Here is a 26,479-nt window from a genome sequence, read left to right on the forward strand (position 1 = left end):
TGCGGTGTATGGGCGCGGAGAAACTTACGCGCACCGTAAAATAAAAGGGTGACTGAACGACTTTTTGGAACCGACGGCGTACGCGGTCTGGCAAACGATGTAATTACCCCCGCCCTCGCTATGGAGCTCGCTCAGGCGGCCTCTATTGTGCTGGGTTTTGACACGGTAGAAGAGGGCGTACGTCCCCGTGCCGTGATTGCAAATGACTCCCGATCCTCTGCAGACTTTATCGTCTCTGCGATGAAGGCTGGTTTCGCTAGCGCAGGCGTTGACGTGCTGGATGCCGGTATCGTCCCCACCCCCGCAGCAGCCTACCTGGTGGCGCACACCGGTGCCGACTTCGGCGTGATGATTTCTGCATCGCACAATCCCGCAGCGGACAACGGCATTAAGTTCCTGGCCCGTGGCGGTCAGAAGCTGGAGGATTCCGTTGAGGACGCTATCGAGCGCGTCTACCGCGAGAAGGCCTTCCGCTACCCGACCGGTGGCGCTGTGGGCACCGTCAAGCCCCTGGAAAACGGTACCGAGGCCTACGTGAAGCACTTGGTCTCTACCCTCTCTGAGGACAAGCCCCTGGCCGGTCAGAAGATTGTTCTGGACTGCGCAAACGGTGCGGCCTACGCGGCATCTCCGGCTGCTTTTGAAGCACTGGGCGCCGAGGTCATTGCCCTGGCTGTTAATCCCGACGGTACCAACATCAACGACGGCGTGGGCTCCACCCACCCCGAGAAGCTGCAGGCAGCCGTGGTTGAGCACAGCGCGAACCTCGGTATTGCGCACGACGGCGACTCCGACCGCTGCCAGGCAGTGGACGAGAAGGGCAACCTGGTGGATGGCGACCAGATTATGGCAATTCTTGCCGTTGCCGCCAAGCGCGAAGGCAAGCTCGCCAAGGACACCCTGGTTGCAACCGTGATGAGTAGCCTGGGCCTGGAACTGTACCTGCGCGAGCACGGCATTAACCTTGAGCGCACCGCCGTGGGTGACCGCTACGTCCTCGAGTCGATGCGCGAGCACGGCTACAACCTGGGCGGCGAGCAGTCCGGCCACGTCATCATGAGCGACTACGCCACCACCGGTGACGGCGTGCTGACCGGTATTCAGCTGGCCGCAGAGGTGGCTCGTAGCGGCCAGACTCTTTCCGAGCTGGCAGCCCGCATGCAGCCCACCCCGCAGCGCCTGATCAACGTCAAGGGTGTTGACCGTGCGGCGGTCAAGACCAACGAGGCACTCGCCACCGCCGTGAGCGAGGCTGAAGGCGTACTGGGTGAGAGCGGCCGCGTGCTGCTGCGTGCATCCGGCACCGAGCCTCTGGTTCGCGTGATGGTTGAAGCTGCAACCCAGGAACAGGCCGATGAGGTTGCTCAGCAGCTGGCTGACGTCGTGGCTAAGGAACTGGCACTCTAAACGTATTCTCTTCCGGCGCGAAGACCGGAATGGAGGATAGAGAAAGGGCTGGGAAGGTAACACCTTCCCAGCCCTTCTTCGTTATCTTGGGCGGGGGAGGGGGGACGAGGATACGGAAAACCCCCGTATCCACAGGGGATACGGGGGTCTAAAAAATTAGTGGTAGAGAGCAGAGAAATTACTTCTTTGCCAGAGCGTCGCGGATCTCCTTCAGGAGGTCAAGCTCGGTCTCTTCCTTTTCAATAGCCTCGTCTTCAGCCTTCTTCTTAGCCAGCGCGAGTTCAGTCAGCTTCTGAGTGGGCACAACAACTGCGAAGTACACAGCAACTGCAATCAGGATGAAGTTGACAATAGCGGTCAGGAACACGCCAACCTTGATCTGGCCGAAGACCAGGAAGTTGTCGAAGTTGGGGGAGCCAACCAGCATGGAGATAGCCGGCATCAGGACGGCCTGGACAAGCGAGGTCACCACAGCGGTGAAGGCGGTACCCATAATCAGACCAACTGCGAGATCGATGACGTTACCGCGGATTACAAAATCTTTAAAACCCTTAAGCATGAGATATAGAATAGCGCCTTTTCGCCTCAGAAAATGCCATATTCTGAGAAAATTTTCGTTGTAAAGCATGTGTTTTTCTTCACAGTGGTTCTGTGGTACCCAATACTTAAGGTCTAGGTCACATAAAGGTGAGTAAAAATCTCTGAAACCTGCGAAAAATCGCGGATTTACGCGGCGTGTACGCGAAAAAATATGCATCTACTGTGCCTATTTATTTCTGACACGGAAGCCAGAAATACGACACGCATCACCACTTGGCGCACCGACCAAAGCCGAAAGATTAGCCCAGACCCTAGCTCGCACTTGCATAATTGGGTGCCGCACCCGTACCGATAAACTCCTCAAAAGTCTTCGCACCCGAAGACACATACTCCTGAGCAATCTGCACACCCACATAACGGTAATGCCACGGCTCAAAACGATAACCGGTCACCGACTGACGACCATCAGGGAAACGCAAAATATATCCGTAACGCGGAGCATTCTTCACCAACCACTGACCAGCCAGCGTATCGCGGTAACACTCCTCCAGACGGCAACCCTCGGGGGAAGAAAAATCGATGGCAAGGCCCGTCTGGTGCTCCGAATAACCGGGACGGGCCGAAAGCTGATCCGCCAACCGCTGGCCGTTGACCGAAACCCAGTGCTGATAGGTCTGTTGCTGCACCGCGTAGGAGCGGTACGCGCTCGAGACCGTGAGGGTGACGCCCTCGGCCTTGGCCGCATCCATCATGGTGCGCGCGGCCCGCGCGGCCTCTGCCCGCAATTGTTGACCCTCGAAATCCACGAGGTCGTTCGGCTCCCAATCTATCTGGGCGAAGGGGCGCATCTTATTCACCATGCAACGCAAAGACTCGGGCGATGACTCCACGCTCGGACGAGCAGCCGCCAGAGAGGCAGAGGCAGTCTGCGATTCTGACGGAGAACCGCTCGGCGTTGCGCTCGGAGAATCCGACAGCGTGGCGCTCTCGGTTGGGGTAGCGGAGCCTTCAGCAGGTGCAGAAGAGGCAAGGGGAGAAACGCTCGGCGACGAGGCAGGGGAAGAACCCGTAGAAGACGCAGAAGAGCCCTCGGAGCCCCGGGTGCCACAGGCGGCCAGCAGGGCCGCACCGGCAGACCCCAACGCCACGCTCAGAGCGGCGCGGCGGGTCATGATGCTGTTGTGAAAAGGCGAAGAGTGGTGATGATGCGGGTGCGGTCCCACGGTAGCTCCTGAAGATAACTATTCGTACGTATTGTGTTAGGCGGGGTGGACTAATTCTTGCGCAAAAGAACCTGATCCACCGTATGCTCCGGACCTTTCTGAAGAATAAGGTGGGCGCGAGCGCGGGTGGGCAATATATTTTGTACGAGGTTTGGCTCGTTCACGCTTTTCCAAATACCCGTTGCTACCTCAACGGCCTGCTCGTCATTAAGCTCGGCATATCGCTTGAAATAAGACTCGGGATTCGTAAAAGCGGAAGAACGCAAGGCCAGAAAACGGTCGACGTACCAACGCTCAATATCCTCGGTGCGCGCATCCACGTAAATGGAAAAATCAAAGAAATCGCTGAGGGTCAGATCGGAGGTTTCCGGGCCCTCCGCGTGCGAAGGAGCCAGGACATTCAGACCCTCGAGGATAAGGACATCCGGGGCGGTTACCTCAATGCGCTCGTCGGGGATGATGTCGTAGTACAGATGCGAATACTTCGGTGCCGTGACACGCTCAGCACCCGCCTTGACCCTAGAAACGAACTCCAGCAGGGCTCGACGATCGTAGGACTCCGGGAATCCCTTGCGGTGCATGATGCCGCGTCGCTGCAACTCCGCCTTGGGGTATAGAAATCCGTCCGTCGTCACCAGCTGAACGTTTGGAGTGGAGGGCCAGCGGCTCAAAAGCGCTTGTAGGATGCGTGCCGTGGTTGATTTTCCCACGGCGACCGAGCCCGCCACGCCGATAATAAACGGTACCCTGCGCTGGGACAGATGCAGAAAATCGTTCGTCATGTGGTTTAGGGAAGACGCCGCGGTGACGTAGAGGTTCAGAAGACGTGAAATAGGTAGATAGATACGCCGAACCTCCTCGAGGTCAACTGTTTCGCCCAGGCCGCGCAGGGACTCAATCTCCTCTGCGCTGAGGGGAACGGAAATCTCATCGGCCAGGTGCGACCAGCGAGAGCGGTCGAGACGCATAAAGCGGTCATCGCCGGAAAAATACGGTGCGGAGCTCATTTATACAAGTGTACGAACTTTACGTCCACGGGGAAAATACAATCGGATAAAACCCGGCAAAAGAGAAGCGTAAAGAAATAAGGGAGGACGCAGCAAAAGAGAATAAAAGATGCGTTAGAAAAATGGCTCCCAGCGTGACGAATAACAGATTTTCACCCTGCGCGGATAACCTGGACCATGAGATAAACTTATAGCATGTGTGGAATCGTAGGATATGTAGGTCTGGACACTGCTCCGGACGGTAACAAGTTTGACCACAACGCATACGATGTGGTCCTCGAAGGTCTGCGCCGCCAGGAATACCGCGGCTACGACTCTGCCGGCGTGGCACTGGTGTGCCCCGACGGTATCGAATTCCGTAAGAAGGCAGGCAAGCTCCTGAACCTCGAGAACGAGGTTAAGGAACACCCCCTGCCGGAATCCCAGATTGGTATCGGTCACACCCGTTGGGCAACCCACGGTGGACCCACCGACGTCAACGCTCACCCCCACGTTGTTGACAACGGCCGCCTCGCCGTCGTCCACAACGGTATTATCGAAAACTTTGCAGAACTGCGTGCTGAGCTGCTCGCCGAGGGCGTGGAGTTCACTTCTCAGACTGACACCGAGGTAGCCGCCGCAACTATCGCAAGCATCTACAACAAGCTCGGTACCGGTGACCTCACCGAGGCCGTGCGTATCGCCTCCAACCGCCTCGAGGGTGCCTTCACCATCCTGGCTATCCACGCCGACCACCCGGACCGTGTTGTGGCAACCCGCCGCAACTCTCCGCTGGTGATTGGTCTGGGCCGCAACGAGAACTTCCTCGGTTCGGACGTCTCCGCGTTCATCGACTACACCAAGGAAGCCGTGGAGATGGGTCAGGACCAGATCGTGACCATCACCGCAACCGACTACTCGATTATCGACTTCGAGGGCAATCCCGCAGAGGGTAAGCCCTTCCACATCGAGTGGGACGCAGCCGCAGCCGAAAAGGGCGGCTACAACTCCTTCATGGAGAAGGAAATCCACGAGCAGCCGACCGCCGTTGAGCAGACCCTCATGGGCCGCCTCGACGAGAATGGTAATCTGACCCTCGACGAGCTGAACATCGACGACTCGGTGCTGCGCTCGATTGACAAGATCATCGTGGTTGCTTGCGGTACCGCCGCATACGCGGGCCAGGTGGCACGCTACGCCATCGAACACTGGTGCCGTATCCCCACCGAGGTTGAGCTCGCCCACGAGTTCCGCTACCGCGACCCGATCGTGAACGAGAAGACCCTGATTGTGGCCCTCTCGCAGTCTGGCGAAACCATGGACACCCTGATGGCCGTGCGCCACGCACGCGAACAGGGCGCAAAGGTTATCTCCATCTGCAACACCCACGGTTCGACCCTGCCCCGCGAATCCGACGCCGCGCTGTACACCCACGCCGGCCCCGAAATCGCAGTGGCCTCGACCAAGGCGTTCCTGGCACAGATTACCGCAGCATACCTGCTCGGCCTGTACCTGGCACAGCTGCGCGGCAACAAGTACAAGGACGAGATTGCTTCGATCCTCTCTGAGCTGCAGCAGATGCCCGAGAAGATTCAGAAGGTCATCGACAACGACGCACCGGTTAAGGAACTGGGCGTCGAGATGAAGGATGCCTCCTCCGTCATCTTCCTCGGCCGCCACGTGGGCTTCCCCGTTGCTATGGAGGGCGCACTCAAGCTCAAGGAGATCACCTACATCCACGCTGAAGGCTTCGCCGCTGGCGAGCTCAAGCACGGCCCGATCGCTCTGATTGACGAGGGCCAGCCCGTGATTATTGTGGTTCCCTCCGCAAGCGGACGCGACTCCCTGCACGGCAAGGTCGTCTCCAACATCCAGGAGGTGCGCGCTCGTGGCGCCTTCACCATCGTCATTGCTGAGGAAGGCGACGAGGCAGTCAAGCCCTACGCAGACCGCCTCATCACCGTCCCGGCTTGTCCCTCGCTGCTGCAGCCGTTGCTGGCCACCGTGCCCCTGCAGATTTTCGCCTGCGCACTGGCTGAAGCCAAGGGTCTGGACGTTGACCAGCCGCGTAACCTCGCAAAGTCAGTGACCGTGGAGTAATCACACGGTTCGAACGCTGTAACGCTTGGGCGGTGGTTGAGTTCCCTAGGGAACTCAACCACCGCCCTTTGCGTTTATCCGAAAGACGAGTACAAGACAACGCACAGAGCAACCGAACAGGAACATCAGGAGATTTGAAACGCGTCATATTTGACGCTTAGCCGTACAGAAGCGTGGAAGCTCGCTAGACTTAAAACAAGAGAAGCCGCAACGACCGCGGCCGTAGTACCCGCCAAGGGAAGGTGTACCTCATGATCATGGGAATCGGCGTAGATACCGTCAATATTGAGCGTTTCGAACGGATCATCACCGAAACACCGGCCTTCGTACGCCGCATTTTCACCCCCAACGAGCGAAGCCGTAACGTGCGTTCCCAAGCTGTGCGATTCGCCGCCAAGGAAGCCGTCGCCAAGGTTCTCGGAGCGCCCGCCGGGCTCAACTGGCAGGACTGCGAGGTCGCCACCGCCGAAAGCGGGCAGCCCTACCTCATCATTCGCGGTACTATCGCCGACCGCGCTCGAAAGCTCGGGATTAACCGCATCCACCTTTCACTCACCCACGATGAGCCCATGGCTATTGCCATCGCTACCGCAGAGTATCTGAGCGACGCCGAGCTGGAGCACCTGCGGAAGTTCAACCCCGAAAGCTACCGGCTCAGCGTCATCACCGAAACCTCCGCTGACGAGGGGTAGAAGAGGATTCTTCGCGCCATCGTTTAGCCGCAGGTCCCACCCGCCGCGCCCCGCGACACCCCGGTCCATCCGTCGCCACTAAGGAGACAGCAATGAAGCTTATCTACACCGCATCCCAGATTCGCGAAGCGGAAAAGCCCTACATCGAGGCACCCAACTACGACGGCTACCTCATGCAGCGTGCCGCCGACGCGGTCGCTACCGAAGCCATTGGCCTGCTCGATGGCCGACAGGGAGCCTCCGTACTCCTGCTCGTTGGCCCGGGCAACAACGGATCTGACACCGTTTATGCCGGCGCTCGACTGAGCGCTAACGGGCACCGTGTGGACGCCGTGGTCTTCGAACCCAGCGAAAAGAACCTAGAGCTTATCGCCCGTGAGGGCGGCGAAGGCACGCGGGTGCTCGACCCCGCCAAAGCCCTGGAACAGGTGAAGGAATACGACCTCATCATTGACGGCATCCTCGGAACTGGCTCGAGCGGGGCCGTGCGAGGAGAAGCGGGGGAGTTCCTGCGTACCCTGTGCGCAACCCAGAAGAAGGGCCGCCTCGGCCGAGTGCTTGCCGTTGACACCCCCTCTGGTATCGACAACAACCGAGGGACCGTTCACGAACCCGTTCTGCGCGCCGACCGCACCGTCACCTTCATCGGCCGTAAGCTACCGCTCGGAACCGTTCACAGCGAGCACGCCGGCGACGTTAAGCTCTACACCCTGGGTGTGCCGGAAGCCCTCAACCGCTTCAAGCCCGCCATGCGCGTCATGGAACGACAAGACTTCCGCGATACCCTCGAGGTCCCCAACGCCCACTCTCATAAGTACACCCGCGGGGTGCTCGGTATGCTCACCGGAAGCCTCGAGTACCCGGGGGCGGCCCTGATGAGCGTGCGCGCCGCGCTCAATTGCGGCGTGGGCATGGTACGTTTTGGCACGAACTCCCACGAGCTACGCCAGCTCATGATTGCCCACAACCCCGAGGCCGTCTACTTCTCCGGAACCCCCGCAGTGCAGCGGGTGACCGTATGGGCCGGTGGCTCCGGATCCGGCCACGACTCGCTGGATAAGAACCGCTACCTACTGCACGCGCCGGAGCCGGCCATCCTGGATGCCGGTGCCTGCGACCTGGCCGCTGAATACCTGGCCACCGGTAAGCGCCTCGGACCCCACAAGATTCTGACCCCGCACGCCGGCGAGCTTGAACGCTTCCTGCGCATCGTGCACGAGGTCGCTCCCAGCGATTGGGAAGCTCATCTGGGGGATGCCATCGTGCCCAGCCGCCGCGATATCGACGCTGAACCCTTCCGCTGGGCGCGTGCCGCCTCCGAGCTCTCCGGCGCAACCGTCATGCTCAAGGGCGGATACACGATTATCGCGGCCCCCAACGGCGCCACCTACAGCGTGGCCGGCGGAACCCCCTGGCTGGCCACCGCCGGTAGCGGAGATACCCTAACCGGTATCTACGGCGCTCTGCTGGCCCAAACCATTGCAGTGCTCAACGCCGGCGACGAGCCCATCGAGGTGTGCACCTACTCCGCAGTGGGCGCCCTCGCCGTCTACCTGCACGGTCAGGCCGCCCGAGCCAGCGTCACCGGAAATACCGCAGACCCCCTGGATGGGCCCGCACCCGCCACTCGAGTGGCTCAGATGTTGCCGGAGGTAATCGCACGACTCCTCGCGGATTAGGGAAAGAATCTCCCGCGCGGCCCACTGCCTAAACGATTGAAGCTTTCAATCGCAGCATGAATACGGCAGATAAACGCAGAAGGGGCGTGAACCCAACGGGTTCGCGCCCCTTCGACGCATTTACGTATCGGCGTGCGATGCTCGAGATGCCTGTGCCGGGACAACCTCTCTAGAGCGGCATACACACCGGTGGGAAAACCCACGGCGTATCTTAGTACGCGCCCTCCTTCGCAAAGACCGCACGAACGGTGCGTAGGAGAATGATGAAGTCGCCTGTCAGCGACCAGTTCTCAACGTAGTAGAGGTCCAGGCGAACCGACTCTTCCCAAGAGAGGTCGCTACGACCCGACACCTGCCACAGGCCCGTAATACCGGGCTTCACCAGCAGGCGACGGTACGCGATATCCTCGTACTGCTCGACCTCTTCCACCAGCGGCGGGCGGGGGCCCACCAGCGACATATCGCCGATGAACACGTTCCACAGCTGGGGCAGCTCGTCAATCGAGTACTTGCGGATGAACTTACCAATAGGGGTAATACGCGGGTCATCCTTCATCTTGAAGAGCACGCCGTTACCCTCGTTCTGCTCCATGAGGCGCTTCTTGACCTCTTCCGCATCGGTGCGCATGGAACGGAACTTCACCATCTTGAACAGCTCACCGTTCAGACCCACACGACTCTGCAGGAAGAAGACCGGGCCACCATCACGCTTCACCAGCAGAGCCACCACCAGGAATAGCGGAGAGAGCAGAATCAAACCCAGGCTCGAAGCAATGACGTCCACGGCGCGCTTGAAGAAGGCCGACAAGCCGGTGATGCGCGGGGTCGACACGTGCACCAGCGGCAGGCCGTTCAGCGGCTGCATGTGCATACGGGGGCCGGCGATATCGGTCGTAGCGGGAGCCATAATCAGTGAGATGTGGGCGTCCGCGAGCTTCCAACCCAGCAGACGCACCTGATCCGGGCTCAGGTGATGACCGTTCGTAATGGCGACCATATGAATGTCGTTCTCGCGGATGGCATCCATAATATCGGCCGGGGAGGTGCTGTAACCGAGCACCGGAATCGGAGCGCCGGCCACGGTGGTGCCGGGGGTGAAACCGGGCAGATAGAACGCTGCGGGGGAGAGGCCGGAAGCAACCACGCCCTCCAGGTTCTTATACAGGTGCTGACCGGTTGTCACATCGGAAATAATCATGACGCGAGTGAGCGCGCGACCGCGGATACGGGAACGCACCAGGCCCTGACGAATCATCCAACGCTCGATGAGCAGGAGGAGAAGGCCCAGCGGGTAAGCAATCAGCAAGTACATGCGGGTGACGTCAACCTTGAGGAAGAACGCCAGAATAATAAGCCCGCAGAAGAAGTAGGTAGTACCGCGAGTGATGAGGCGGTACTCCTCGGTGCCGAAGCCCATGATGCGCAGGCTACGAGAGCCATTGAGCTGGAGGATAATCCACCAGCCGATAATCATGCCGACGCCCAGGAAAATGTAATCCAGAGCGGGCACTCGGCCGTCCAGAACGTTAATGGGCCAGACATTCACGTAGGGCAGGTCTGCGTTTTCTACGCCGAAGCGAATAAGGTGGGCAGCGAGAACCCCCAGGGTGATGGATGCAAAATCACCCAGGTAGAGGGCACGCTGAACCTTCGGGTGCCAGCTTCGTTTAACAACGAAGTCTGCACCCCACATTTTTTTGAGACGATCTTGTACTTTCAACGGTGTAATCTTCCCCGGAAATTTGTCCTGTGCTGCGGACAGAGAGCGGCGAATAGGCACATTTACCCCTAAATATCGGTGCAAGGAGCCGTATTCTTATCTTTGTCTGTTGAATGAGTGAACAGTAACCGTGCTGAGTAAACAATGGCAGGGATTACGGTAAAGGCGCTGGTGAGGCGCCTAATGGAGCGTTATATCGAGCAAGAAGCACAATAACGTGTTCCGTAAACTATTCTACGGGTTTATGGGTCTTCCGTCCCGAAGAACGATAGCGATATCTGTCGCCTATAGTGATGAAATCAATCACAGAGGGTGAAAGATGTATAAGCTTTCTCGACTAGGAGATAACTAAATGATGGGCGCTATATTTGGCACCCGCGTGTATCTTTCCGGGGGGTCTCAGAACAGCGTAAAAGCCCGTCCGCGGTAGGTCGAGTACGAGGAACAGCGACAACAAACGATACCCCGGACCTTGCGAGGCGGGAACCTGCGAATCCGGGGTATCGAGTTACACACGGCAGCCCGATCAGCGGGGTAAACCATGACGAAAACGGCGAGAACCTACTAGGGGCGCTCGAGGCCCGCGCGGTCCAGGATGAAATCAATCATCGGCTCGTAACGGCGCGGCGGGACGTTATCGTCCATCGGCACGCACACCGGCAAATCCCCCTGCTCCGCGGCCACGAACAGGCCCGGATCGTTACAATCGGCGATACCAATCGTCAGCAGCTTGCGAGTCGACGAGGCGTAGCCGGCCATGCCGTGATCGGAAACCACCAGATCGGGGACCACGCCGCGGGCCTGCAACTGGTCCAGGGCGATGCGCATCGGACCGGGGAAGTGCGTGTGCTGCAGATTGCCGTACTGCTCGAACATCACGACGTCCATAATCTGGCGGACATCGCCGTCCAGGAAACGCTCGTCCTCTTCAATCTGAAGGACCTCGGCACCCGCGGCACGGGCCGCCGCGGCCAGCACCGCATAAATTGGGAAGAGGCCCGCCGGGTGACCGGTCGCAAACAGGATACGGGAGCCGGAGCGCACCGCATCACCGAAGATACGGGCGTACTCCTCCAAGGCGCTGATGCACTGCTCCGCACCGATCGTGTCCTGGCCGTGTGTGTGGGAGCGGTCGGGGTTCAGACCGGCGCGGCGAACCATCACCTCAAACACAGAGTCGTAGTCCCAATCGCGGGTCCACTGCACGCCAAACTCGAGGTGCTCGTTGCCGTCAAGGAAACCCTGAATATGGTCCAGGTTGTTTTCGCGGGGGGTTGCCACCTCGCCGGTAATGCGGGCGGAGTCCAGGTAAGCGGCGAATTCATCGCGGCTCATGGAAAAGGACATGAAAGCTCCTTTGGGGAATTGGTGGAAGTAGAAAAGTCGAGGGTGATGTAAGCTTCGCGAAGCGGCTATGTTTCAGCGGGCCGAGGCACCGGCACAGCGGTCTCGTAGACGTCCAGAGTCTTGCGGGCCGTGGATTCCCAGCTCATCGAACGGGCGCGGGCCGCCGCGTTCGCTCCTAGGGAGTGGCGCAGGTACGGGGCGCGCACGAGGCGTTCGATAGCCACCGCCCAGCGTTCGGCGGTGCGGGGCGCCACAAGCAGACCCGTACGGTGGTTTTCCACGGCAAAACGCAGGCCGTCAACGTCGGAGGCGAGGACCGCCGCACCGCAGGCCTGCGCCTCCAGAGCGACCAGGCCAAAGGTCTCAGACGAGGAAGGGCAGGCCACGATGTCGGCACTGCGGAAGATGCGGGCGAGCTCCTCCGGCGGTACCGGATCCTTCAGTCGAACCTGATCGGCGAGGCCGAGCTCGGCGGCGCGCTCCAGCAGACGCTGCTCGTAGTCCGACTCGGAACGGCCAATAATATCGAGCTCCACCTGGAGGTCCCGGGGGAGCAGGGCGAGCGACTCCACGAGCAGGTGCGGCCCCTTCAACGGCTGGGGTCGGCCGGCAAACACGATGCGGCACCGGGTCTCGGAGGTGTCGTGATCGGGGTGAACGCCGGGGAGCGGGCGGAAGATATCGGTATCAACTCCCGGGGTGATAATGCTGATTCGCCCGGAGAGGCTGGGGTGGCTTTGCGCCAGTTCCTCGGCCTCCAGCGGGGTGTTCACAATGTACCCGTCCACGAAGGCCGGTAACCGGTTCTCGATGCTGTGGCGAATACGCGGTTCGGCGGGCTCGCCCGGGCCGCGCCGCGCATCCTTGGCGGCCGCGGTGGTGTGCGGGGTGAAGAAAATTGCGACGGCCCTGGTCGAGAGGCGATGCTCGCCGGAACCATCGGAGCTACCGGAGTCGTCGGCTCCGTTGGGAACCCGCCCGGGAAAGAGCCTGCGGCTCCACGCGCCCTCTGCCTGCACCGCAGCCCAGCCGGAGAGCCAATAGTGCGCGTGAATCACATCGGGAACATTCATGGCGTGGGTGACGCAGGATTGGGCGAAGTCCTCCAGGTATTCGGCAAGATCGTTCTTTGTCGCTTCGCGCGCCGCGGGAACGTCAATGTAGTGACGTACCAGGCGCGAACCCCACTCGGGGTCCTCGACGTGCGCCCGTTCGGGAGCCTGCGGGGTGCGGTTCAGCGTAAAAACCTCGACCTTCAGCTGAGGATTGATGGTGAGCATGGCCCGCACGGACTGCGCGATGTAGACGTTCATGCCGCCCGCATCCCCACTACCGGGCTGTGCAAAGGGGTCGGTGTGCATAGAGTACACGTGAACCGTTCGGACTGCCTCGGGGCTACTCATCGACGCTTTCCTCTCTATAGCACAGCGCAAAGACCTACCCGCCTAGTGTATCGCGACAGGACTTTCGCACGTCGGGAGGTCTAGAATTTAGTACAGACCGGCCGCCCCACGGCGGCCCACGAAAGAACTCACCACGAGAAAGACCTCGACGGACATGACCCACCCCTCCGAGCAACAGGCCGCACCGCTGTACTGCCCGCCCTGCACCCCCGAGCGTGAGGAACGCACCGCGTACATTGACCTCGACGCCATCGAGCACAACGTGTGCCGCCTCAAGGAGCTGATTGGCCCCCGCGTGCTCATCGCCATCGTCAAGGCGGACGCCTACGGCCACGGTGCCTACCCGGTGGCTCGTTCCGCTCTGGCCGCCGGCGCCGACATGCTCGGTCTCGTGCACGTCAACGAGGCCCTGGAGCTGCGTGCCGACGGTATCGAAGCCCCCCTCATCGCCTGGCTGCACACCCCCTCCACCGACTTTGACGCGGCCCTGCGCGAGGGCGTTCGCCTGGGCGTCTCCGGCTGGGACCTGGAGGCGGTTGCCGCCGCCGCCGAACGCACCGGCGAGCGCGCCATCGTGCATCTGGCGGCCGATACCGGCCTGGGCCGCAACGGCGCCACGGTCGAAGAGTGGCCGGCCCTCGTGGCCCGCGCCGCCCAGCTGGAACGCGAGGGCCTGGTCCGCGTGGAGGGAATCTTCAGCCACCTGGCCGTGGCCGACGAACCCCTCCGCTCCGAAACCGCGGAGCAGCTGAAGGTTCTGGAGGGCTTCGTCGCACGGGCGAAGGATGCGGGTTTGACTCCCGAGCTCGTGCACCTGGCCAACTCTCCCGCAACCCTGACCGCCGCCCTGGACGGCTGGCAGGCCGACGAGAGCCTGCTCGTCGACGGCGTGCGTTGCGGCCTGGCCCTCTACGGCCTCTCTCCGCTTCCCGAGGCGACCTCCGCGGACCTGGGGCTTGAACCGGCCATGACGGTGAGCAGCTACATCGCCAACGTGAAGGAAGTTCCCGCAGGTCAGGGCGTTTCCTACGGGCTGCGCTACCACACCGAGAAGCCCACGACCCTGGCTCTGGTGCCCCTCGGCTACGCCGACGGCGTGCCCCGCATCGCGGAGAACGCGCCGGTGCGCATCTACCCCGGCGCACAGGACGAAGCGGCCGGGCGTATCCCCGCGGGACCGGAGGGTAAGAACTACCGAGTGGTGGGTCGCATCGCCATGGACCAGATGGTTGTCGACCTGGGCGAGGCGGGCCTGAGCGACCCCGCTCTGGGCTACCTGGGAGCCCCGGTGGTTCTCTTCGGAGCCGGCGAGAACCCTCCCGTCGAAGAATGGGCCGAGGCCGCGCAGACCATTAACTACGAAATCGTGACCCGCATTTCGTACCGCGTGCCCCGCGTGTACGTGGGCGGCTCCTGGGTGGAGGCCGAACTCGACGGGCTCTGGGGCACCGAGACCGCCGAGACCGCAAACGAAGAGCGCGAGGGGTAAAGATGTCTGAGTATGTCTCCGCCGCCCTCGACCTGGACGTGACCGGGCCCGAGCACACGCGCCGCCTGGCGCTCGCCCTGGCGGAATACCTCAAGGCCGGGGACGTGCTCCTACTCTCCGGTGAGCTTGGCGCGGGCAAGACCACGTTCACCCGCTCCCTGGGGGAGGGGCTGGGCGTGCGCGAGGGCGTTATCTCCCCGACCTTCGTGCTCTCCCGCGTGCACCCGAACCTGCCGGAGGGCCCCCGGCCCGGCGGCCCCGACCTGGTGCACGTGGACGCCTACCGCCTCTCCAGCGCCGAGGAGCTCGACGACCTGGACCTGGAGTTCTCCCTGCCGCGCTCGGTGACCGTCATCGAGTGGGGTCGCGGCAAGGCCGAGCACCTGAGCGATTCCCGCCTAGAGCTGGACTTTACCCGCCTGACCGGTGCCGATGCGCGCTTTGCCTACTCGGAGGAATTCAGCTGGGACGACGAAGCTGAGAGCGTAGCCGAGGACGGCTCGGATGGTGAGGACCTCGAGGCGGATGTGCCCGAGCCTCGCCTGCTGCGCGTGCGCGCCTTCGGCCCCCGCTGGGAGGGTACCTTCGAGGAGCTCGCCGACCGACTCCGCGAGGCGTAGCCCCCCGCACAGATATGGCGGGCGGCCCGCTGAGGGATAAGCCTCCCGGAGCCCCTCGGGTACCGCGTATCGCTCCCGGCGCACCCGCCGGGGGCCTCGGCGGGTGCGCGTTAGAATGGGAGGGTGCTAGTACTTGCCCTTGATTCATCCGCCACCGCATCCGTGGCGCTCGCCCGCGTGCACGGCTCCGAAGCCGGTGCGTCCTTTGATATCCTGGCCCGCTTCGAGAGCGAAGATACCCGCTCCCACGCCGAAGTCATGGCCCCCTTCGCCCGCGCCGCCCTGCAGGAGGCCGGCGTGCGCGGTGAGGAGCTGGACGCGATTCTGACCGGTACCGGGCCCGGCCCCTTCACCGGCCTGCGCGCCGGTATTGTCACCGCACGCGCCCTGGGATTTGCTTGGTCCGTGCCCGTGTACGGCATGATGAGTCTGACCGCTCTGGCCGAGCGTGCCTATCAAGAACGGGTATTCGCTCAGGGCGGGGGAGCCGGCGAGGCGGAAGGCGCTGAGCTGCTGGTCGCCTCCGATGCGCGCCGCCGCGAGGTCTACTCCGCACGCTACCGCGTCAACGCCGAGGGCTACAGCCTGGTGGACGGGCCGACCGTGAGCCCCGCCTCCGAAATTCTGCCCGGTGAGGGCCCCTCCTACGCCTACGGCTACGGTGCCGGCCTGTACGCCGAAACCCTGCGCGAATTGGGCTGGGATCTTGTGGAAGCGGGGGAGGGAATCCACCCCCACGCCGAGTACCTGCTGGCTGCCGCGGCACGACGGGGCCTTGACGCCCTGAGCCCCGACACCTCAGCTCTGTACCTGCGTGACTCCGATGCGAAGATCCCCGCCGCGATGCTGGCCCGCCAGCAGAAGCAGGCCGCACGGGCTACCGCACAAACTGTCGGGCAGAAGGAGGGCTAAATGAGCGCAGCCGAGAACTCCACTGAGAACTCTGAAAACATCGTGCGGGACGGTCTGGCCATAGGTGCTCGCCTGCGCGTGGCTGAGCTGCCCGATGTGCAGGCCATGCATGCCATGGAGACCACCCTATTCCCCGCCGACGCCTGGCACATCGACATGTTCCTGGCGGAAATCACCCACCCGACCCGCACGTACTACCTGCTGGAGATCCCCGCGAAGAACGCGGTGGGTGATGGCCCGGAGGCCGTTACCGAACGGTACTTCACCGATGGGGAAGATACCTGGCTCGCTATCGGCTATTGCGGCACCATGGTGGTCGCCGATACCGCTGACGTGCAGACCATCGGTGTGCTTCCCGAGTACGAGGGGCACGGCTTCGGCCGGGCCATGCTCGAGCAGATGCACGCGAGAGCCAGCGAGCTGGGGGCCGAGCGCATCCTGCTGGAGGTGCGTGCCGACAACCCGCGCGCCCAGCGCCTCTACGAACGTAACGGCTACCGCCAGATTCACGTGCGCCGCCGCTACTACGATGACGGGACCGACGCCATTATCATGGAATGTGCGTTCTAGATAGCACGGTATTCCCCCTCATTCCTCAGCCATTTTCTTCACCACAGCATTACTACGCGCGGCCGACGTGAGGCCGCGCGACAGAAAGACGAACTATGAGCACTCGCGAACCCCTCGTGTTGGGCATTGAATCCTCCTGCGACGAGACCGGAATCGGCATTGTGCGCGGCGCGCAGCTGCTGAGCAACACCATCTCCTCCTCGATGGAGGAGCACGTGCGCTTCGGCGGCGTGATTCCTGAGATCGCCTCTCGCGCCCACCTGGATGCGATGATTCCCGCCCTCAAGGCGGCACTCGCCGAAGCGGACATTACCCTCGACGAAGTGGACGCCATCGCCGTGACCGCGGGTCCCGGTCTGGCCGGTGCCCTCATGGTGGGTGTTTCCGCGGCAAAGGCGCTCGCCATCGCCACCGGCAAGCCCCTCTACGGCATTAACCACCTGGTCGCGCACGTTGGCGTTGGCCTGCTCGAGGACAACGGCACCGAGGACGGCTCCGACCTGCTGGCCAACGCCGGCTCGGGCGGCCTGGGCGCGCTTCTGGTTTCTGGTGGTCACACCGAAATCCTGCAGGTGCGCGACATTACCTCCGATGTGCGCCTGCTCGGCGCGACCCTGGATGACGCCGCCGGCGAGGCCTACGACAAGGTCGCCCGCCTGCTCGGCCTCAACTACCCGGGCGGCCCCGCCATCGACCGCGCCGCCGCAGAGGGCAACCGCAACGCCTTCGTGTTCCCGCGCGGCCTGTCGAACCGCAAATTCATGGGCACCGCCGAGAACCCCGGAGAGCATCGCTACGACTTCTCCTTCTCAGGCCTGAAGACCGCAGTGGCGCGCGTGATTGAGAGCTTCGAAGCCGCCGGTGAAGAGGTCCCGGTTGCTGATATCGCCGCCTCCTTCCAGGAGGCGGTCGTGGACGTCATCACCAAGAAGGCGATGCTCGCCTGCCGCGAGCAGGGCATGAAGACCCTGCTACTCGGCGGTGGCGTGGCGGCAAACTCGCGTCTGCGCGAGCTGCTGGCCGCCCGATGCGCCTCCGAGGGTGTGCGCCTAATCATTCCGAAGTTCACCCTGTGCACCGACAACGGCGCGATGGTTGCCGCCCTGGGCGCCCGCCTGGTCGCCGCGGGCCGCGAGCCCTCGGGCGTGGACTTCACGACGGACTCCTCGCTGCCGGTGACCACCGTCTGCTTCTAAACTGCCTGCTTCTAAAAAAGCTCGTAGAAATGCCTCGGCACAGTCTCATGATGACTGCGCCGAGGCATTTTACGTATCTAAGTTTTCTTCCCGCGAGGGGTTAGCGCAGCGCTCGCGCACGAGACTGCGCGGCAACGTCTAGCGCCACCTCACGCATCGAGCCGGTGCGCTCGAACACTGCACGCTGGCGGTCGGCTCCCGTACCTTCCGCAAGGATGCGGCGCACCTGTGCCAGCTCCACCTCGCAGTCCAGGTCGCGGGCCACCGGCTCCAGCTCGGGCAGCAGCAGTTCAAAGTCCTCGCGCAAGGTGCGCTGCTCCGGCGCGTTGGAAACCACGATCTTTGCCTCCAGGCCGTAGCGGGCCACGCGCCACTTATTCTCCTGCGCGTGCCAGGGGGCCAGCACCTCGGGCTTGTCGCCGGCCTCAATGCGGCGGGAGAAGTACTCCACCAGGCACTGGGTGAACGCCACAACCGCGGCAACATCCGGCAGGGAGGCCAGGCCGTCGCAATAGCGCATCTCGATGGTGCCGTAGCGCGGAACCGGGCGAACATCCCAACGGTCCTCACTCGGGTCGTTAATCACGTCGGTCGCCACGAGTGAATCCAGGTACTCGCTGTACTGCTCCCAGGTGTCGAAGTGGAAGGGCAGGCCGTTGGTCGGCAGCTGCTGGTAGAGCTGGGTGCGGTGCGAGGCGTAACCGGTGTCGATGCCCTCCCAGTATGGGGAGGAGCAGGAGAGCGCCAGCAGGTGCGGCCCGTAGTTGGTGAGCGCGTCAACGAGCGGCAGAACCTTATCGCGAGAATCCACACCCACGTGCACGTGCACGCCGTAGATGACCATGTGGCGGCCCCAATACTGGGCGCGCTCCACGACGCGCCGATAGCGTTCTTTGGCCACGACGGGCTGCTCGGACCAGCGGGAGAACGGGTGCGTGCCCGCCGGGTAGAACTCGATACCCAGCCCGTCGGTAATCTCGCGAATGGTGTCGGTCAACTCCTGCAGCTGGCGGCAGGCCTGCGCCACGGTCGTGCAGACGCCGGTAATGACCTCGATGGTGTTCTCCAGGAATTCCCCGGTCACGTGTGCCCGGTCGGAGGCGGGCTCCAGCAGTTCGGGGCGGCGCTCGCGCAGGATGCCGAGCACCTCTGCGGCGCGCTGGGTCAGTTCGCCGCTTTCACGGTCGATGAGTGCAATCTCCCATTCCACGCCGAGGGTAGACTGAGGGGAGGAAGCAAAGTCGATCATAGGACCTTTCCTGCGTCTGGAAATAGTGTCGTGCACAGTGCCGACTACGGAAGTTTGCTATCGGTGAGATCTGCCCGGCAGGGGACTAGCTGGTGAGAGCCTACTCCGCGGGGGAGTACCTCTACTGGGCAGCATGTCTTTATCAGGCCCCGTATCTTTATTAGGCACCGTATCTAGTGTACGGTCTGGCGGTGCTCAACGCCCTGTCGAGCGCAGAATCCGGAACCGGTACCGTAACGAATCGTCACGAACGGTAACCGAGTACGGTACTGGGCAGTCGGGGTTGGGCGAGGCTAGAGCGGACGCACGTGCCAGCCAACTCGGCGGGAATCTCTGCCCGCGCCGATGCGCGTGAAGACCAGCGTTGCCGGGCGGTACGAGGACTCCTGCGCACCAGCGGAAGAATTAGCGTTCTTTTTCTGTTTCTTCTTAGAAAGCTTAGAGCCCGCCGAACCCAGCAGTCGCGCACGCAACTGCTCGGGAACAATATCTACGCCGCGCTTCTTAATCGTTAGCGCGGTAAAACCCTGCTCGCGCACCCACCGCTTCAACTGCTTCTCCTGCAGGGGGATCTCCTCCAGCACCTCGTAGCAGGCGACCAGCGGATGCTCCACCGGCTCAGCGGAACGCAGGTAGGCCAGGTGCTCGTCCAGCAGCCGCGCGCCGATGCTCTGCGCAAACTCAGCGACCAGATGCGAGCGCACAATTGCCGGGGCGGGCTCCAGCAGGTACTCGCCGGGTTGAGGCAGAGACATGGGAACCTCCACGCTCCGCTCGGCCTCGGCCGCCGTGAGGGCGCTACGGAAGCTCACCGCCTCGTAGGGTGGCAGCAGGTCGGCAACCTCGCCGGTCGCCTCGGTCGCGGGCGATGCCGTGTCGGCGGGCAGCTCGCGCACCGAGGTCGCGGTGCGGGCCACGCCCTCCTGGGCCAGCGCATTAAACCAGAGGACGAGCTCGGCGAGGGAACCCTCCGACTGGATCCACTCCGCTTCAACGCGCGGTGCGGGGTTCGCCTCCGAGGCAATGTTCTCCGGGGAGGGGATACCCTCGTGCGGAAAACCGGGCCCCAGCTTCACACCCATCGGCATGCCGGTGCGCGCCAGATTCAGCACGAACGAGAACGGGGGCGAGAACGCCTCCGGGTCGAAGAGGCGTTCCGTCTGCGCCTTCCTGGCCCCTCGCAGCTCACGGCGGGCCGGGTCCAACCACAGAATGGCGGGGGAGGCGCCCGCGCTATCGGTGAGGGGAGCCTCCGAGCCCGCACCGCTGGCGGGGTTGTAGGCGGTGACATCGCCCGAGTACACACGTGCCCGCGGGCAGAACGCCAGGTTTGCCGCGGCGAACGAGGCGGTCAGCGGATCGAGCTCCACCGCCACGACGGAACCGCGAGCCGCGGCGTAGACGGCGGTATCCGAGCCGATACCGCACCCCAGATCGGCCACGAGTCCTGGAACCCGCGCGAGGCGGTCGGCGCGGTAGTGCGCAATCACCGGGCGGGTGGCCTGCTCGGAGGCCTCCTGTGTGAGCATGAGGGTTCGGGCGCGCTCGCCGAACTTGGTGCGCGCACGGGTACGGGCCTGCGCCAGGGAGATGATGGCAGAGGAGTCCTCGGGGCTGAACCCGCGTGAACGCAGGGACGTGACGGCGCCGAGGGTATCGGAGCCCAGCGGGTAGAGCTCATCGGCCGCCGCGAGCGCGTTGTCGTTGAGGGGCAGCGGAGGAGCGGGAGAAAAACCGAACGGGGATTCTCCTGCAGGAAGAGCTCCGGGGGATGCGTTAGGGCTGTGGGGCATATCCCCATTTTACGGGCCTTCGCCCGGGGAAGTACGCCCCCTGCCGGAGCCCGCCCGCCGGGCCGCCCCAGACCCGGTGCCGACCCCTGTTCGCCTTGCGGTGAAACGCTCCGGCGGAGGGCGGGTTTTCTTGACCGAAAGCACCGGTGAAACTAGAGTTGAGGTAGCACTCGAGGCGGCCTTCTGGCGCATCACCGCGCCGCCGTCTCGCACCAAACGTTAATCCACAATCCGGAGGAACCGATTATGGCCATCAAGCCGCTGGAAGACCGCGTCGTTATCAAGATCGAACAGGCTGAGCAGACCACCGCATCCGGTCTGGTCATCCCCGAGACTGCGAAGGAAAAGCCGCAGGAAGCACGCGTTGTCGCCGTTGGCCCCGGCCGCGTGGATGAGAAGGGCAACCGCATCCCCGTTGACATCAAGGAAGGCGACGTTGTCGTGTTCTCCCGCTACGGTGGCACCGAGGTCAAGTACCAGGGCGAGGAGTACCTGATTCTCTCCGCACGTGACGTTCTGGCAATCGTCGACTAATACTTTCAGATGCTCATGCGCCGTACCGCTCATCCGGTACGGCGCATGAGCTATCATCTGCCCCCTCATTTTCTTTCTGTGACGCACTAGGAGTAGCGAACACATGGCTAAGCAGCTTGAATTCAACGATGCAGCCCGCAAGTCCCTGCAGGCCGGCGTCGATAAGCTGGCAAACGCGGTCAAGGTAACCCTTGGCCCGCGCGGGCGCAATGTTGTGCTCGATAAGCAGTGGGGTGCGCCCGTCATCACCAACGACGGCGTGTCCATTGCCCGCGAGATTGAACTGGACGACCCGTACGAGAACCTGGGTGCCCAGCTGGCGAAGGAAGTCGCCACCAAGACCAATGACGTTGCCGGTGACGGCACCACCACCGCAACCGTGCTCGCGCAGGCGCTGGTGAACGAGGGCCTGCGCAACGTGACCAGCGGTGCGGCTCCCGCCGACGTCAAGCGCGGCATCGAGGCGGCCGTGGAGGCTGTCTCCGCACGCCTGCTCGAGAACGCACGTCCCGTGCAGGGTCCCGAGGTGGCGCACGTCGCCGCTATCTCCGCCCAGTCCGAGCAGATCGGTGAGCTGCTGGCTCGCGCCTTCGAGAAGGTCGGCCAGGACGGCGTCATCACCATTGAAGACGGTTCCTCCACCGAGATTGAGCTGGAGATCACCGAGGGCATGCAGTTCGACAAGGGCTACCTCTCGCCCTCCTTCGTGACCGACGCTGAGCGCGGCGAAGCAGTGCTGGAGAACACCCTGGTGCTGCTCTACCAGGGCAAGATTTCCACCATCGCAGAGATCATGCCCGTGCTCGAGAAGATCGTTCAGGCGAAGAAGCCGCTGACCATCATCGCAGAAGACGTTGACGGTGAGGCGCTCTCCGCCCTGGTCGTGAACAAGCTGCGCGGCACCATCAACGTGGTTGCTCTGAAGGCCCCCGGTTTCGGTGACCGCCGCAAGGCAATCATGCAGGACCTCGCGATCCTGACCGGCGGCACCGTCGTGACCGGTGAGCTCGGCATTGACCTGCCGCAGGTCACCCTGGAGCACCTGGGCTCGGCACGCCGCGTGACCGTGACCAAGTCCCACACCACCATCGTGGACGGCGGCGGCGACCCCGAGGCCATCGAGGACCGTGTGCAGCAGCTGCGCCGCGAAATCGAGCGCGTGGACTCCGAATGGGATCGCGAGAAGCTCAAGGAGCGCCTGGCTAAGCTCGCCGGCGGCGTGGGCGTCATCAAGGTCGGCGCCGCAACCGAGGTTGAGGCGAAGGAACGCAAGCACCGCATCGAGGACGCTGTGTCCTCCACCCGTGCCGCTCTGGAAGAGGGCATCGTCTCCGGTGGCGGTTCTGCGCTGGTCCACGCACTGAAGGCGCTGGACGGCCTGGAGCTGGATAACCACGACGCAAACGTGGGCGTGCAGATCGTTCGCCGCGCCCTGGTCCAGCCGCTGCGCTGGATTGCGGAGAACGCCGGCGAGGACGGCTACGTCATCGTCTCCAAGGTCTCCGAGCTGCCCGTGGGTCATGGCTACAACGCCAAGACCGGCGAGTACGGCGACCTGATTGAGGCAGGCGTGATTGACCCGGTGAAGGTGACTCGTTCGGCCCTGCAGAACGCCTCCTCCATCGCGGCTCTGGTGCTGACCACCGAGACCCTGGTGGTTGAGAAGCCCGAAGAAACTGAAGAAGACTAAATAGTGTGTGTGCCCGGTACTGCCCCCTGAACTGGAGGCGGTACCGGGCACTAGCTATCCCCTCAACGCCGCAGCATCGGTGTCTTCGAGTGCAAGAACCCGGTGCCCGCCGCCATTCTTCGGGCGGCTCGGTATCTTCCGAGCGAAGAAACCCTAAGCGGCTTATCATAGAAGGTAGACTGTCCGTTTCCGCACCCTCCGGAGCATCCGGCGGACGCGCCCGCTCAGAACCCGCGTGGGCCTCCGCCCGGTACTCGCGCCGGGGGAGTGGGGTACATACCGCGACACCGTATAAAGCGCTTCCCCACGGCAAAATCGCACCGGCGAAGCACACCATCCGAAAGGTAGACAATGACCATCCCCACCGCTCTGTCCGAGGATCCCTTCGGCTTCACCGGCCTGACCTACGACGATGTGCTGCTGCTGCCCGGCAACACCGACGTCATTCCTTCCGAGGCTGACACCTCCACTCGCCTGTCCAAGCGCATTAACCTGAACATCCCCATCATTTCTGCGGCAATGGACACCGTGACCGATTCCGCTATGGCCATCGCCATGGCGCGCCTGGGTGGTCTCGGCGTGATTCACCGTAACCTTTCCATCGAGGACCAGGCCGCACACGTGGACCGCGTGAAGCGTTCCGAATCCGGCATGATTATCAACCCCGTGACCATCGGTGCGGACGCCACCATCGCCGAGTACGACGAGGTGTGCGGTTACTACCGCGTCTCCGGCCTGCCCGTCGTGAGCGAAGAGGGCGTGCTGGAAGGCATCATCACCAACCGCGATATCCGCTACATGTCCCGCGGCGACTTCGAGAACATCCGCGTTCGCGACATCATGACCCCCATGCCGCTGGTGACCGCCCGCCCCGGCGTTTCCAAGGACGAGGCTTTCGCCCTGCTCTCCCACAACAAGATTGAGCGTCTGCCCCTCGTGGACGAGGCAGGCAAGCTGGCCGGTCTGATCACCCTCAAGGACTTCGTGAAGACCGAGCAGTACCCCCTCGCCACCAAGGACGAGGATGGCCGCCTGCGCGCGGGTGCCGCTATCGGCTTCTTCGGTGACGGCTACGAGCGCGCCATGACCCTGGTCGAGGCCGGCGTGGACGCCCTCTTCGTGGATACCGCAAACGGCCACTCCCAGGGCGTGCTGGACATGATTGCCCGCCTGAAGAAGGACCCCGCCGCCGCACACGTGGACGTTATCGGCGGTCAGGCCGCAACCCGCCAGGGTGCTCAGGCCATCATCGACGCCGGCGCCGACGCCGTGAAGGTTGGCGTGGGCCCCGGCTCCATCTGCACCACCCGCATTATTGCGGGCGTGGGCGTGCCCCAGGTGACCGCGGTCAACGAGGCCGCTAAGGCAGCTATCCCCGCCGGTGTTCCCGTGATTGCCGACGGCGGTATGCAGTACTCCGGTGAGATTGGCAAGGCCCTGGTGGCCGGCGCTGACTCCGTGATGCTCGGCTCCCTGCTGGCCGGCACCACCGAATCCCCCGGCGACCTGATTCTCGTGAACGGCAAGCAGTTCAAGGCGTACCGCGGCATGGGTTCGCTGGGCGCTATGCAGACCCGCGGCCGCCACAAGTCCTTCTCGAAGGACCGTTACTTCCAGGCCGATGTTTCCAGCGAGGAGAAGCTGATTCCCGAGGGTATCGAGGGTCAGGTTCCCTTCCGCGGCCCGCTCTCCGCCGTGATTCACCAGCTCGAAGGTGGCCTGCGCCAGACCATGTTCTACGTCGGTTCGCGCACCATCGAAGAGCTCAAGAACAAGGGACAGTTCGTGCGCATCACCCCCGCGGGCCTGAAGGAATCGCACCCGCACGACATCACGATGACCGTTGAGGCACCGAACTACCGCCGCTAAGACGCATCACCAACGATGATTCGCCGCACGGCGTGCACACCGCGCGCCGTTGAGCCCGTCCCGTACCCTCCCGGGTGCCGGGGCGGGCATCGGTGCGAATAACGCCCGGCGGCACCCCTCAAACCGAATTCGAAAGGATTCACCCATGTCTGAAATTCAGATTGGCCTCTCCAAGAGCGCCCGACCCACCTACTCCCTGGACGATGTGGCGCTGGTACCCACCCGCCGTACCCGCGATCGCCGCGATGTCGACACCTCCTGGCAGATTGACGCTTTCAAGTTCGACACCCCGATTATTGGTGCGCCCATGGACTCGGTCATGTCCCCGGCGACCGCTATTGCCCTGGGCAAGCTGGGCGGTCTGGGTGTGCTGAACCTCGAGGGCCTGTGGACCCGCTACGAGGACCCGCAGCCGCTGCTCGACGAGATCGTTGAGCTGCCCGAGGCGGACCCCGCCTCCGCAACCACCCGCATGCAGCAGATTTACTCCGAGCCGATCAAGCCGGAGCTGATTACCGCACGCCTGGAAGAGATTCGCGATTCCGGCGTGGTGGTTGCCGGTTCGCTGAGCCCGCAGAATACTCAGGAGCACTACGAGACCGTGGTGAAGGCCGGCGTTGAGCTGTTCGTTATCCGCGGTGCATCCGTCTCTGCCGAGCACCTTTCGACCTCGCACGAGCCGCTGAACCTGAAGAAGTTCATCTACGAGCTAGACGTTCCCGTCATCGTCGGTGGCGTGGCTGGTTACTCGCAGGCTAAGCACCTGATGCGCACCGGCGCCGCCGGTGTGCTGGTGGGCTTCGGCGGCGGTTCCGCTCAGACCACCCGCCAGGGCCTGGGCATTTCCGCACCGATGGCAACCGCCATAGCCGATGTGGCTGCGGCACGTTCGGACTACCTGGACGAGTCCGGCGGCCGCTACGTGCACGTGATTGCTGACGGTTCCCTGGGCCGCTCCGGCGATATGGTGAAGGCGCTTGCACTGGGTGCTGACGCCGTGATGCTGGGCGCTCCGCTGGCTCGCGCCTCCGAGGCGCCCGGTCAGGGCCTGTACTGGGGCAACGAGGCGCACTCGCTGGACTTCCCGCGCGGCGTGCGCACCCCGCTGGGCGTCGTCGGCACGCTGGAGGAGGTCCTGTACGGTCCTTCGCACCACGTGGACGGAACCAGCAACATTGTCGGTGCGCTCAAGCGCGCGATGGCTAACTGCGGCTACCTGGAGCTGAAGAAGTTCCAGAAGGCCGAACTGACCGTGGTCCCTTCCTACCGCGGCTAATGTAGCGTCATGAATCACCGCTCGGCGGCTACGGGGCTATCCCCGCGGCCGCCGGGCGGTGCCTTCTATCTGTAGCGTAAAAAGAACGGTCGTAGGCGGAATAGTCCCCGCGCCACGGGCGTTCAAGCTCACACCGCGATAGCGTAAAATAGATATATCCCCGCGCAAGTGCGCGGATTAGCAC

Annotated in this window: 21 protein-coding genes; 13 read left to right on the forward strand and 8 right to left on the reverse strand. The window is 63.0% G+C overall.

The features are described from left to right. Nucleotides 1–48: 48 nt before the first annotated feature. Nucleotides 49–1,407, forward strand: a complete 1,359-nt coding sequence (gene glmM / locus HMPREF2674_RS01185) for a phosphoglucosamine mutase (RefSeq protein WP_049331945.1) — start codon at nucleotides 49–51, stop codon at nucleotides 1,405–1,407. Between the two features lie 178 nt (nucleotides 1,408–1,585). Here the strand turns inward: glmM and mscL are convergent, their stop codons facing one another. From mscL to coaA, 3 genes are all read right to left on the reverse strand, one after another. After that, nucleotides 1,586–1,966: a large conductance mechanosensitive channel protein MscL gene (mscL, locus tag HMPREF2674_RS01190; protein WP_049331947.1), complete on the reverse strand. Its 381-nt coding sequence runs from the start codon at nucleotides 1,964–1,966 to the stop codon at nucleotides 1,586–1,588. Nucleotides 1,967–2,258: 292 nt separating this feature from the next. After that, nucleotides 2,259–3,170 (reverse strand): M15 family metallopeptidase, encoded by a 912-nt coding sequence (locus HMPREF2674_RS01195; protein WP_049331948.1) that lies wholly within the window; start codon nucleotides 3,168–3,170, stop codon nucleotides 2,259–2,261. Nucleotides 3,171–3,220: 50 nt separating this feature from the next. Beyond that, the gene (gene coaA, locus HMPREF2674_RS01200; RefSeq protein WP_049331950.1) at nucleotides 3,221–4,177 is read right to left on the reverse strand and encodes a type I pantothenate kinase; all 957 of its coding nucleotides are present in this window, start codon (nucleotides 4,175–4,177) and stop codon (nucleotides 3,221–3,223) included. A gap of 195 nt (nucleotides 4,178–4,372) precedes the next feature. On the opposite strand from coaA, the gene glmS reads away from it, so the two are divergent. The 3 genes from glmS (at nucleotide 4,373) to HMPREF2674_RS01215 (ending at nucleotide 8,627) form a co-directional block, all read left to right on the forward strand. Beyond that, the gene (gene glmS / locus HMPREF2674_RS01205) at nucleotides 4,373–6,256 is read left to right on the forward strand and encodes a glutamine--fructose-6-phosphate transaminase (isomerizing) (protein WP_049331952.1); all 1,884 of its coding nucleotides are present in this window, start codon (nucleotides 4,373–4,375) and stop codon (nucleotides 6,254–6,256) included. A gap of 251 nt (nucleotides 6,257–6,507) precedes the next feature. Continuing rightward, nucleotides 6,508–6,948 (forward strand): holo-ACP synthase, encoded by a 441-nt coding sequence (locus HMPREF2674_RS01210; RefSeq protein WP_049331954.1) that lies wholly within the window; start codon nucleotides 6,508–6,510, stop codon nucleotides 6,946–6,948. Between the two features lie 92 nt (nucleotides 6,949–7,040). Then, nucleotides 7,041–8,627, forward strand: coding sequence for a bifunctional ADP-dependent NAD(P)H-hydrate dehydratase/NAD(P)H-hydrate epimerase (locus HMPREF2674_RS01215; RefSeq protein ID WP_049345681.1), 1,587 nt, complete (start codon nucleotides 7,041–7,043; stop codon nucleotides 8,625–8,627). Nucleotides 8,628–8,838: 211 nt separating this feature from the next. Here HMPREF2674_RS01215 and HMPREF2674_RS01220 read toward each other — a convergent pair whose 3' ends face one another. From HMPREF2674_RS01220 to HMPREF2674_RS01230, 3 genes are all read right to left on the reverse strand, one after another. Continuing rightward, the gene (locus HMPREF2674_RS01220; RefSeq protein WP_070824586.1) at nucleotides 8,839–10,320 is read right to left on the reverse strand and encodes a sugar transferase; all 1,482 of its coding nucleotides are present in this window, start codon (nucleotides 10,318–10,320) and stop codon (nucleotides 8,839–8,841) included. A 591-nt stretch (nucleotides 10,321–10,911) separates the two neighbouring features. Next, on the reverse strand, nucleotides 10,912–11,694 hold the full coding sequence (locus tag HMPREF2674_RS01225; RefSeq protein ID WP_070824587.1) for a phosphatase: 783 nt from the start codon (nucleotides 11,692–11,694) through the stop codon (nucleotides 10,912–10,914). A 65-nt stretch (nucleotides 11,695–11,759) separates the two neighbouring features. Next, nucleotides 11,760–13,097 (reverse strand): glycosyltransferase, encoded by a 1,338-nt coding sequence (locus tag HMPREF2674_RS01230; protein ID WP_070824588.1) that lies wholly within the window; start codon nucleotides 13,095–13,097, stop codon nucleotides 11,760–11,762. Nucleotides 13,098–13,251: 154 nt separating this feature from the next. Between HMPREF2674_RS01230 and alr the strand changes: the two genes are divergently transcribed. The 5 genes from alr to tsaD all read left to right on the forward strand — a co-directional run bounded on the left by alr (nucleotide 13,252) and on the right by tsaD (nucleotide 17,884). Next, nucleotides 13,252–14,586, forward strand: coding sequence for an alanine racemase (gene alr, locus HMPREF2674_RS01235; protein ID WP_070824589.1), 1,335 nt, complete (start codon nucleotides 13,252–13,254; stop codon nucleotides 14,584–14,586). A 2-nt stretch (nucleotides 14,587–14,588) separates the two neighbouring features. Beyond that, nucleotides 14,589–15,206, forward strand: a complete 618-nt coding sequence (tsaE, locus tag HMPREF2674_RS01240) for a tRNA (adenosine(37)-N6)-threonylcarbamoyltransferase complex ATPase subunit type 1 TsaE (RefSeq protein WP_070824590.1) — start codon at nucleotides 14,589–14,591, stop codon at nucleotides 15,204–15,206. Between the two features lie 123 nt (nucleotides 15,207–15,329). Further along, on the forward strand, nucleotides 15,330–16,118 hold the full coding sequence (tsaB, locus tag HMPREF2674_RS01245) for a tRNA (adenosine(37)-N6)-threonylcarbamoyltransferase complex dimerization subunit type 1 TsaB (RefSeq protein ID WP_070824591.1): 789 nt from the start codon (nucleotides 15,330–15,332) through the stop codon (nucleotides 16,116–16,118). Further along, nucleotides 16,119–16,688 (forward strand): ribosomal protein S18-alanine N-acetyltransferase, encoded by a 570-nt coding sequence (gene rimI, locus HMPREF2674_RS01250; RefSeq protein ID WP_070824592.1) that lies wholly within the window; start codon nucleotides 16,119–16,121, stop codon nucleotides 16,686–16,688. It abuts the gene before it with no gap. A 95-nt stretch (nucleotides 16,689–16,783) separates the two neighbouring features. Further along, nucleotides 16,784–17,884: a tRNA (adenosine(37)-N6)-threonylcarbamoyltransferase complex transferase subunit TsaD gene (gene tsaD, locus HMPREF2674_RS01255; protein ID WP_049345721.1), complete on the forward strand. Its 1,101-nt coding sequence runs from the start codon at nucleotides 16,784–16,786 to the stop codon at nucleotides 17,882–17,884. 100 nt (nucleotides 17,885–17,984) lie between these two features. Here tsaD and HMPREF2674_RS01260 read toward each other — a convergent pair whose 3' ends face one another. Together HMPREF2674_RS01260 and HMPREF2674_RS01265 are read right to left on the reverse strand one after the other, a co-directional pair. Beyond that, complete coding sequence (locus HMPREF2674_RS01260) at nucleotides 17,985–19,133, reverse strand: glutamate--cysteine ligase (RefSeq protein ID WP_049331974.1); 1,149 nt, start codon at nucleotides 19,131–19,133, stop codon at nucleotides 17,985–17,987. A 293-nt stretch (nucleotides 19,134–19,426) separates the two neighbouring features. Further along, complete coding sequence (locus HMPREF2674_RS01265; RefSeq protein WP_070824593.1) at nucleotides 19,427–20,926, reverse strand: THUMP-like domain-containing protein; 1,500 nt, start codon at nucleotides 20,924–20,926, stop codon at nucleotides 19,427–19,429. A 246-nt stretch (nucleotides 20,927–21,172) separates the two neighbouring features. Between HMPREF2674_RS01265 and groES the strand changes: the two genes are divergently transcribed. From groES to HMPREF2674_RS01285, 4 genes are all read left to right on the forward strand, one after another. Next, the gene (gene groES, locus HMPREF2674_RS01270) at nucleotides 21,173–21,460 is read left to right on the forward strand and encodes a co-chaperone GroES (protein ID WP_005505066.1); all 288 of its coding nucleotides are present in this window, start codon (nucleotides 21,173–21,175) and stop codon (nucleotides 21,458–21,460) included. Between the two features lie 103 nt (nucleotides 21,461–21,563). After that, nucleotides 21,564–23,150 (forward strand): chaperonin GroEL, encoded by a 1,587-nt coding sequence (gene groL, locus HMPREF2674_RS01275; protein WP_070824594.1) that lies wholly within the window; start codon nucleotides 21,564–21,566, stop codon nucleotides 23,148–23,150. Between the two features lie 351 nt (nucleotides 23,151–23,501). Then, nucleotides 23,502–25,019, forward strand: a complete 1,518-nt coding sequence (gene guaB, locus HMPREF2674_RS01280) for an IMP dehydrogenase (protein WP_070824595.1) — start codon at nucleotides 23,502–23,504, stop codon at nucleotides 25,017–25,019. Between the two features lie 145 nt (nucleotides 25,020–25,164). Next, a complete protein-coding gene (locus HMPREF2674_RS01285; protein WP_049331984.1) occupies nucleotides 25,165–26,295 on the forward strand; it encodes a GuaB3 family IMP dehydrogenase-related protein in 1,131 nt (376 codons plus the stop codon). The last annotated feature ends 184 nt before the right edge of the window (nucleotides 26,296–26,479 follow it).

The sequence above is a fragment of the Rothia sp. HMSC062F03 genome (genome assembly GCF_001836905.1).
Lineage (GTDB): Bacteria > Actinomycetota > Actinomycetes > Actinomycetales > Micrococcaceae > Rothia > Rothia mucilaginosa_A.

Coding starts and splice junctions, on each gene's coding strand:
- mscL (WP_049331947.1), bottom strand. CDS start 1,966: ATGCTTAAGGGTTTTAAAGATTTTGTAATCCGCGGTAACGTCATCGAT.
- coaA (WP_049331950.1), bottom strand. CDS start 4,177: ATGAGCTCCGCACCGTATTTTTCCGGCGATGACCGCTTTATGCGTCTC.
- glmS (WP_049331952.1), top strand. CDS start 4,373: ATGTGTGGAATCGTAGGATATGTAGGTCTGGACACTGCTCCGGACGGT.
- HMPREF2674_RS01210 (WP_049331954.1), top strand. CDS start 6,508: ATGATCATGGGAATCGGCGTAGATACCGTCAATATTGAGCGTTTCGAA.
- HMPREF2674_RS01215 (WP_049345681.1), top strand. CDS start 7,041: ATGAAGCTTATCTACACCGCATCCCAGATTCGCGAAGCGGAAAAGCCC.
- HMPREF2674_RS01220 (WP_070824586.1), bottom strand. CDS start 10,320: ATGTGGGGTGCAGACTTCGTTGTTAAACGAAGCTGGCACCCGAAGGTT.
- HMPREF2674_RS01225 (WP_070824587.1), bottom strand. CDS start 11,694: ATGTCCTTTTCCATGAGCCGCGATGAATTCGCCGCTTACCTGGACTCC.
- HMPREF2674_RS01230 (WP_070824588.1), bottom strand. CDS start 13,097: ATGAGTAGCCCCGAGGCAGTCCGAACGGTTCACGTGTACTCTATGCAC.
- alr (WP_070824589.1), top strand. CDS start 13,252: ATGACCCACCCCTCCGAGCAACAGGCCGCACCGCTGTACTGCCCGCCC.
- tsaE (WP_070824590.1), top strand. CDS start 14,589: ATGTCTGAGTATGTCTCCGCCGCCCTCGACCTGGACGTGACCGGGCCC.
- rimI (WP_070824592.1), top strand. CDS start 16,119: ATGAGCGCAGCCGAGAACTCCACTGAGAACTCTGAAAACATCGTGCGG.
- tsaD (WP_049345721.1), top strand. CDS start 16,784: ATGAGCACTCGCGAACCCCTCGTGTTGGGCATTGAATCCTCCTGCGAC.
- HMPREF2674_RS01260 (WP_049331974.1), bottom strand. CDS start 19,133: ATGATCGACTTTGCTTCCTCCCCTCAGTCTACCCTCGGCGTGGAATGG.
- HMPREF2674_RS01265 (WP_070824593.1), bottom strand. CDS start 20,926: ATGCCCCACAGCCCTAACGCATCCCCCGGAGCTCTTCCTGCAGGAGAA.
- groES (WP_005505066.1), top strand. CDS start 21,173: ATGGCCATCAAGCCGCTGGAAGACCGCGTCGTTATCAAGATCGAACAG.
- groL (WP_070824594.1), top strand. CDS start 21,564: ATGGCTAAGCAGCTTGAATTCAACGATGCAGCCCGCAAGTCCCTGCAG.
- guaB (WP_070824595.1), top strand. CDS start 23,502: ATGACCATCCCCACCGCTCTGTCCGAGGATCCCTTCGGCTTCACCGGC.
- HMPREF2674_RS01285 (WP_049331984.1), top strand. CDS start 25,165: ATGTCTGAAATTCAGATTGGCCTCTCCAAGAGCGCCCGACCCACCTAC.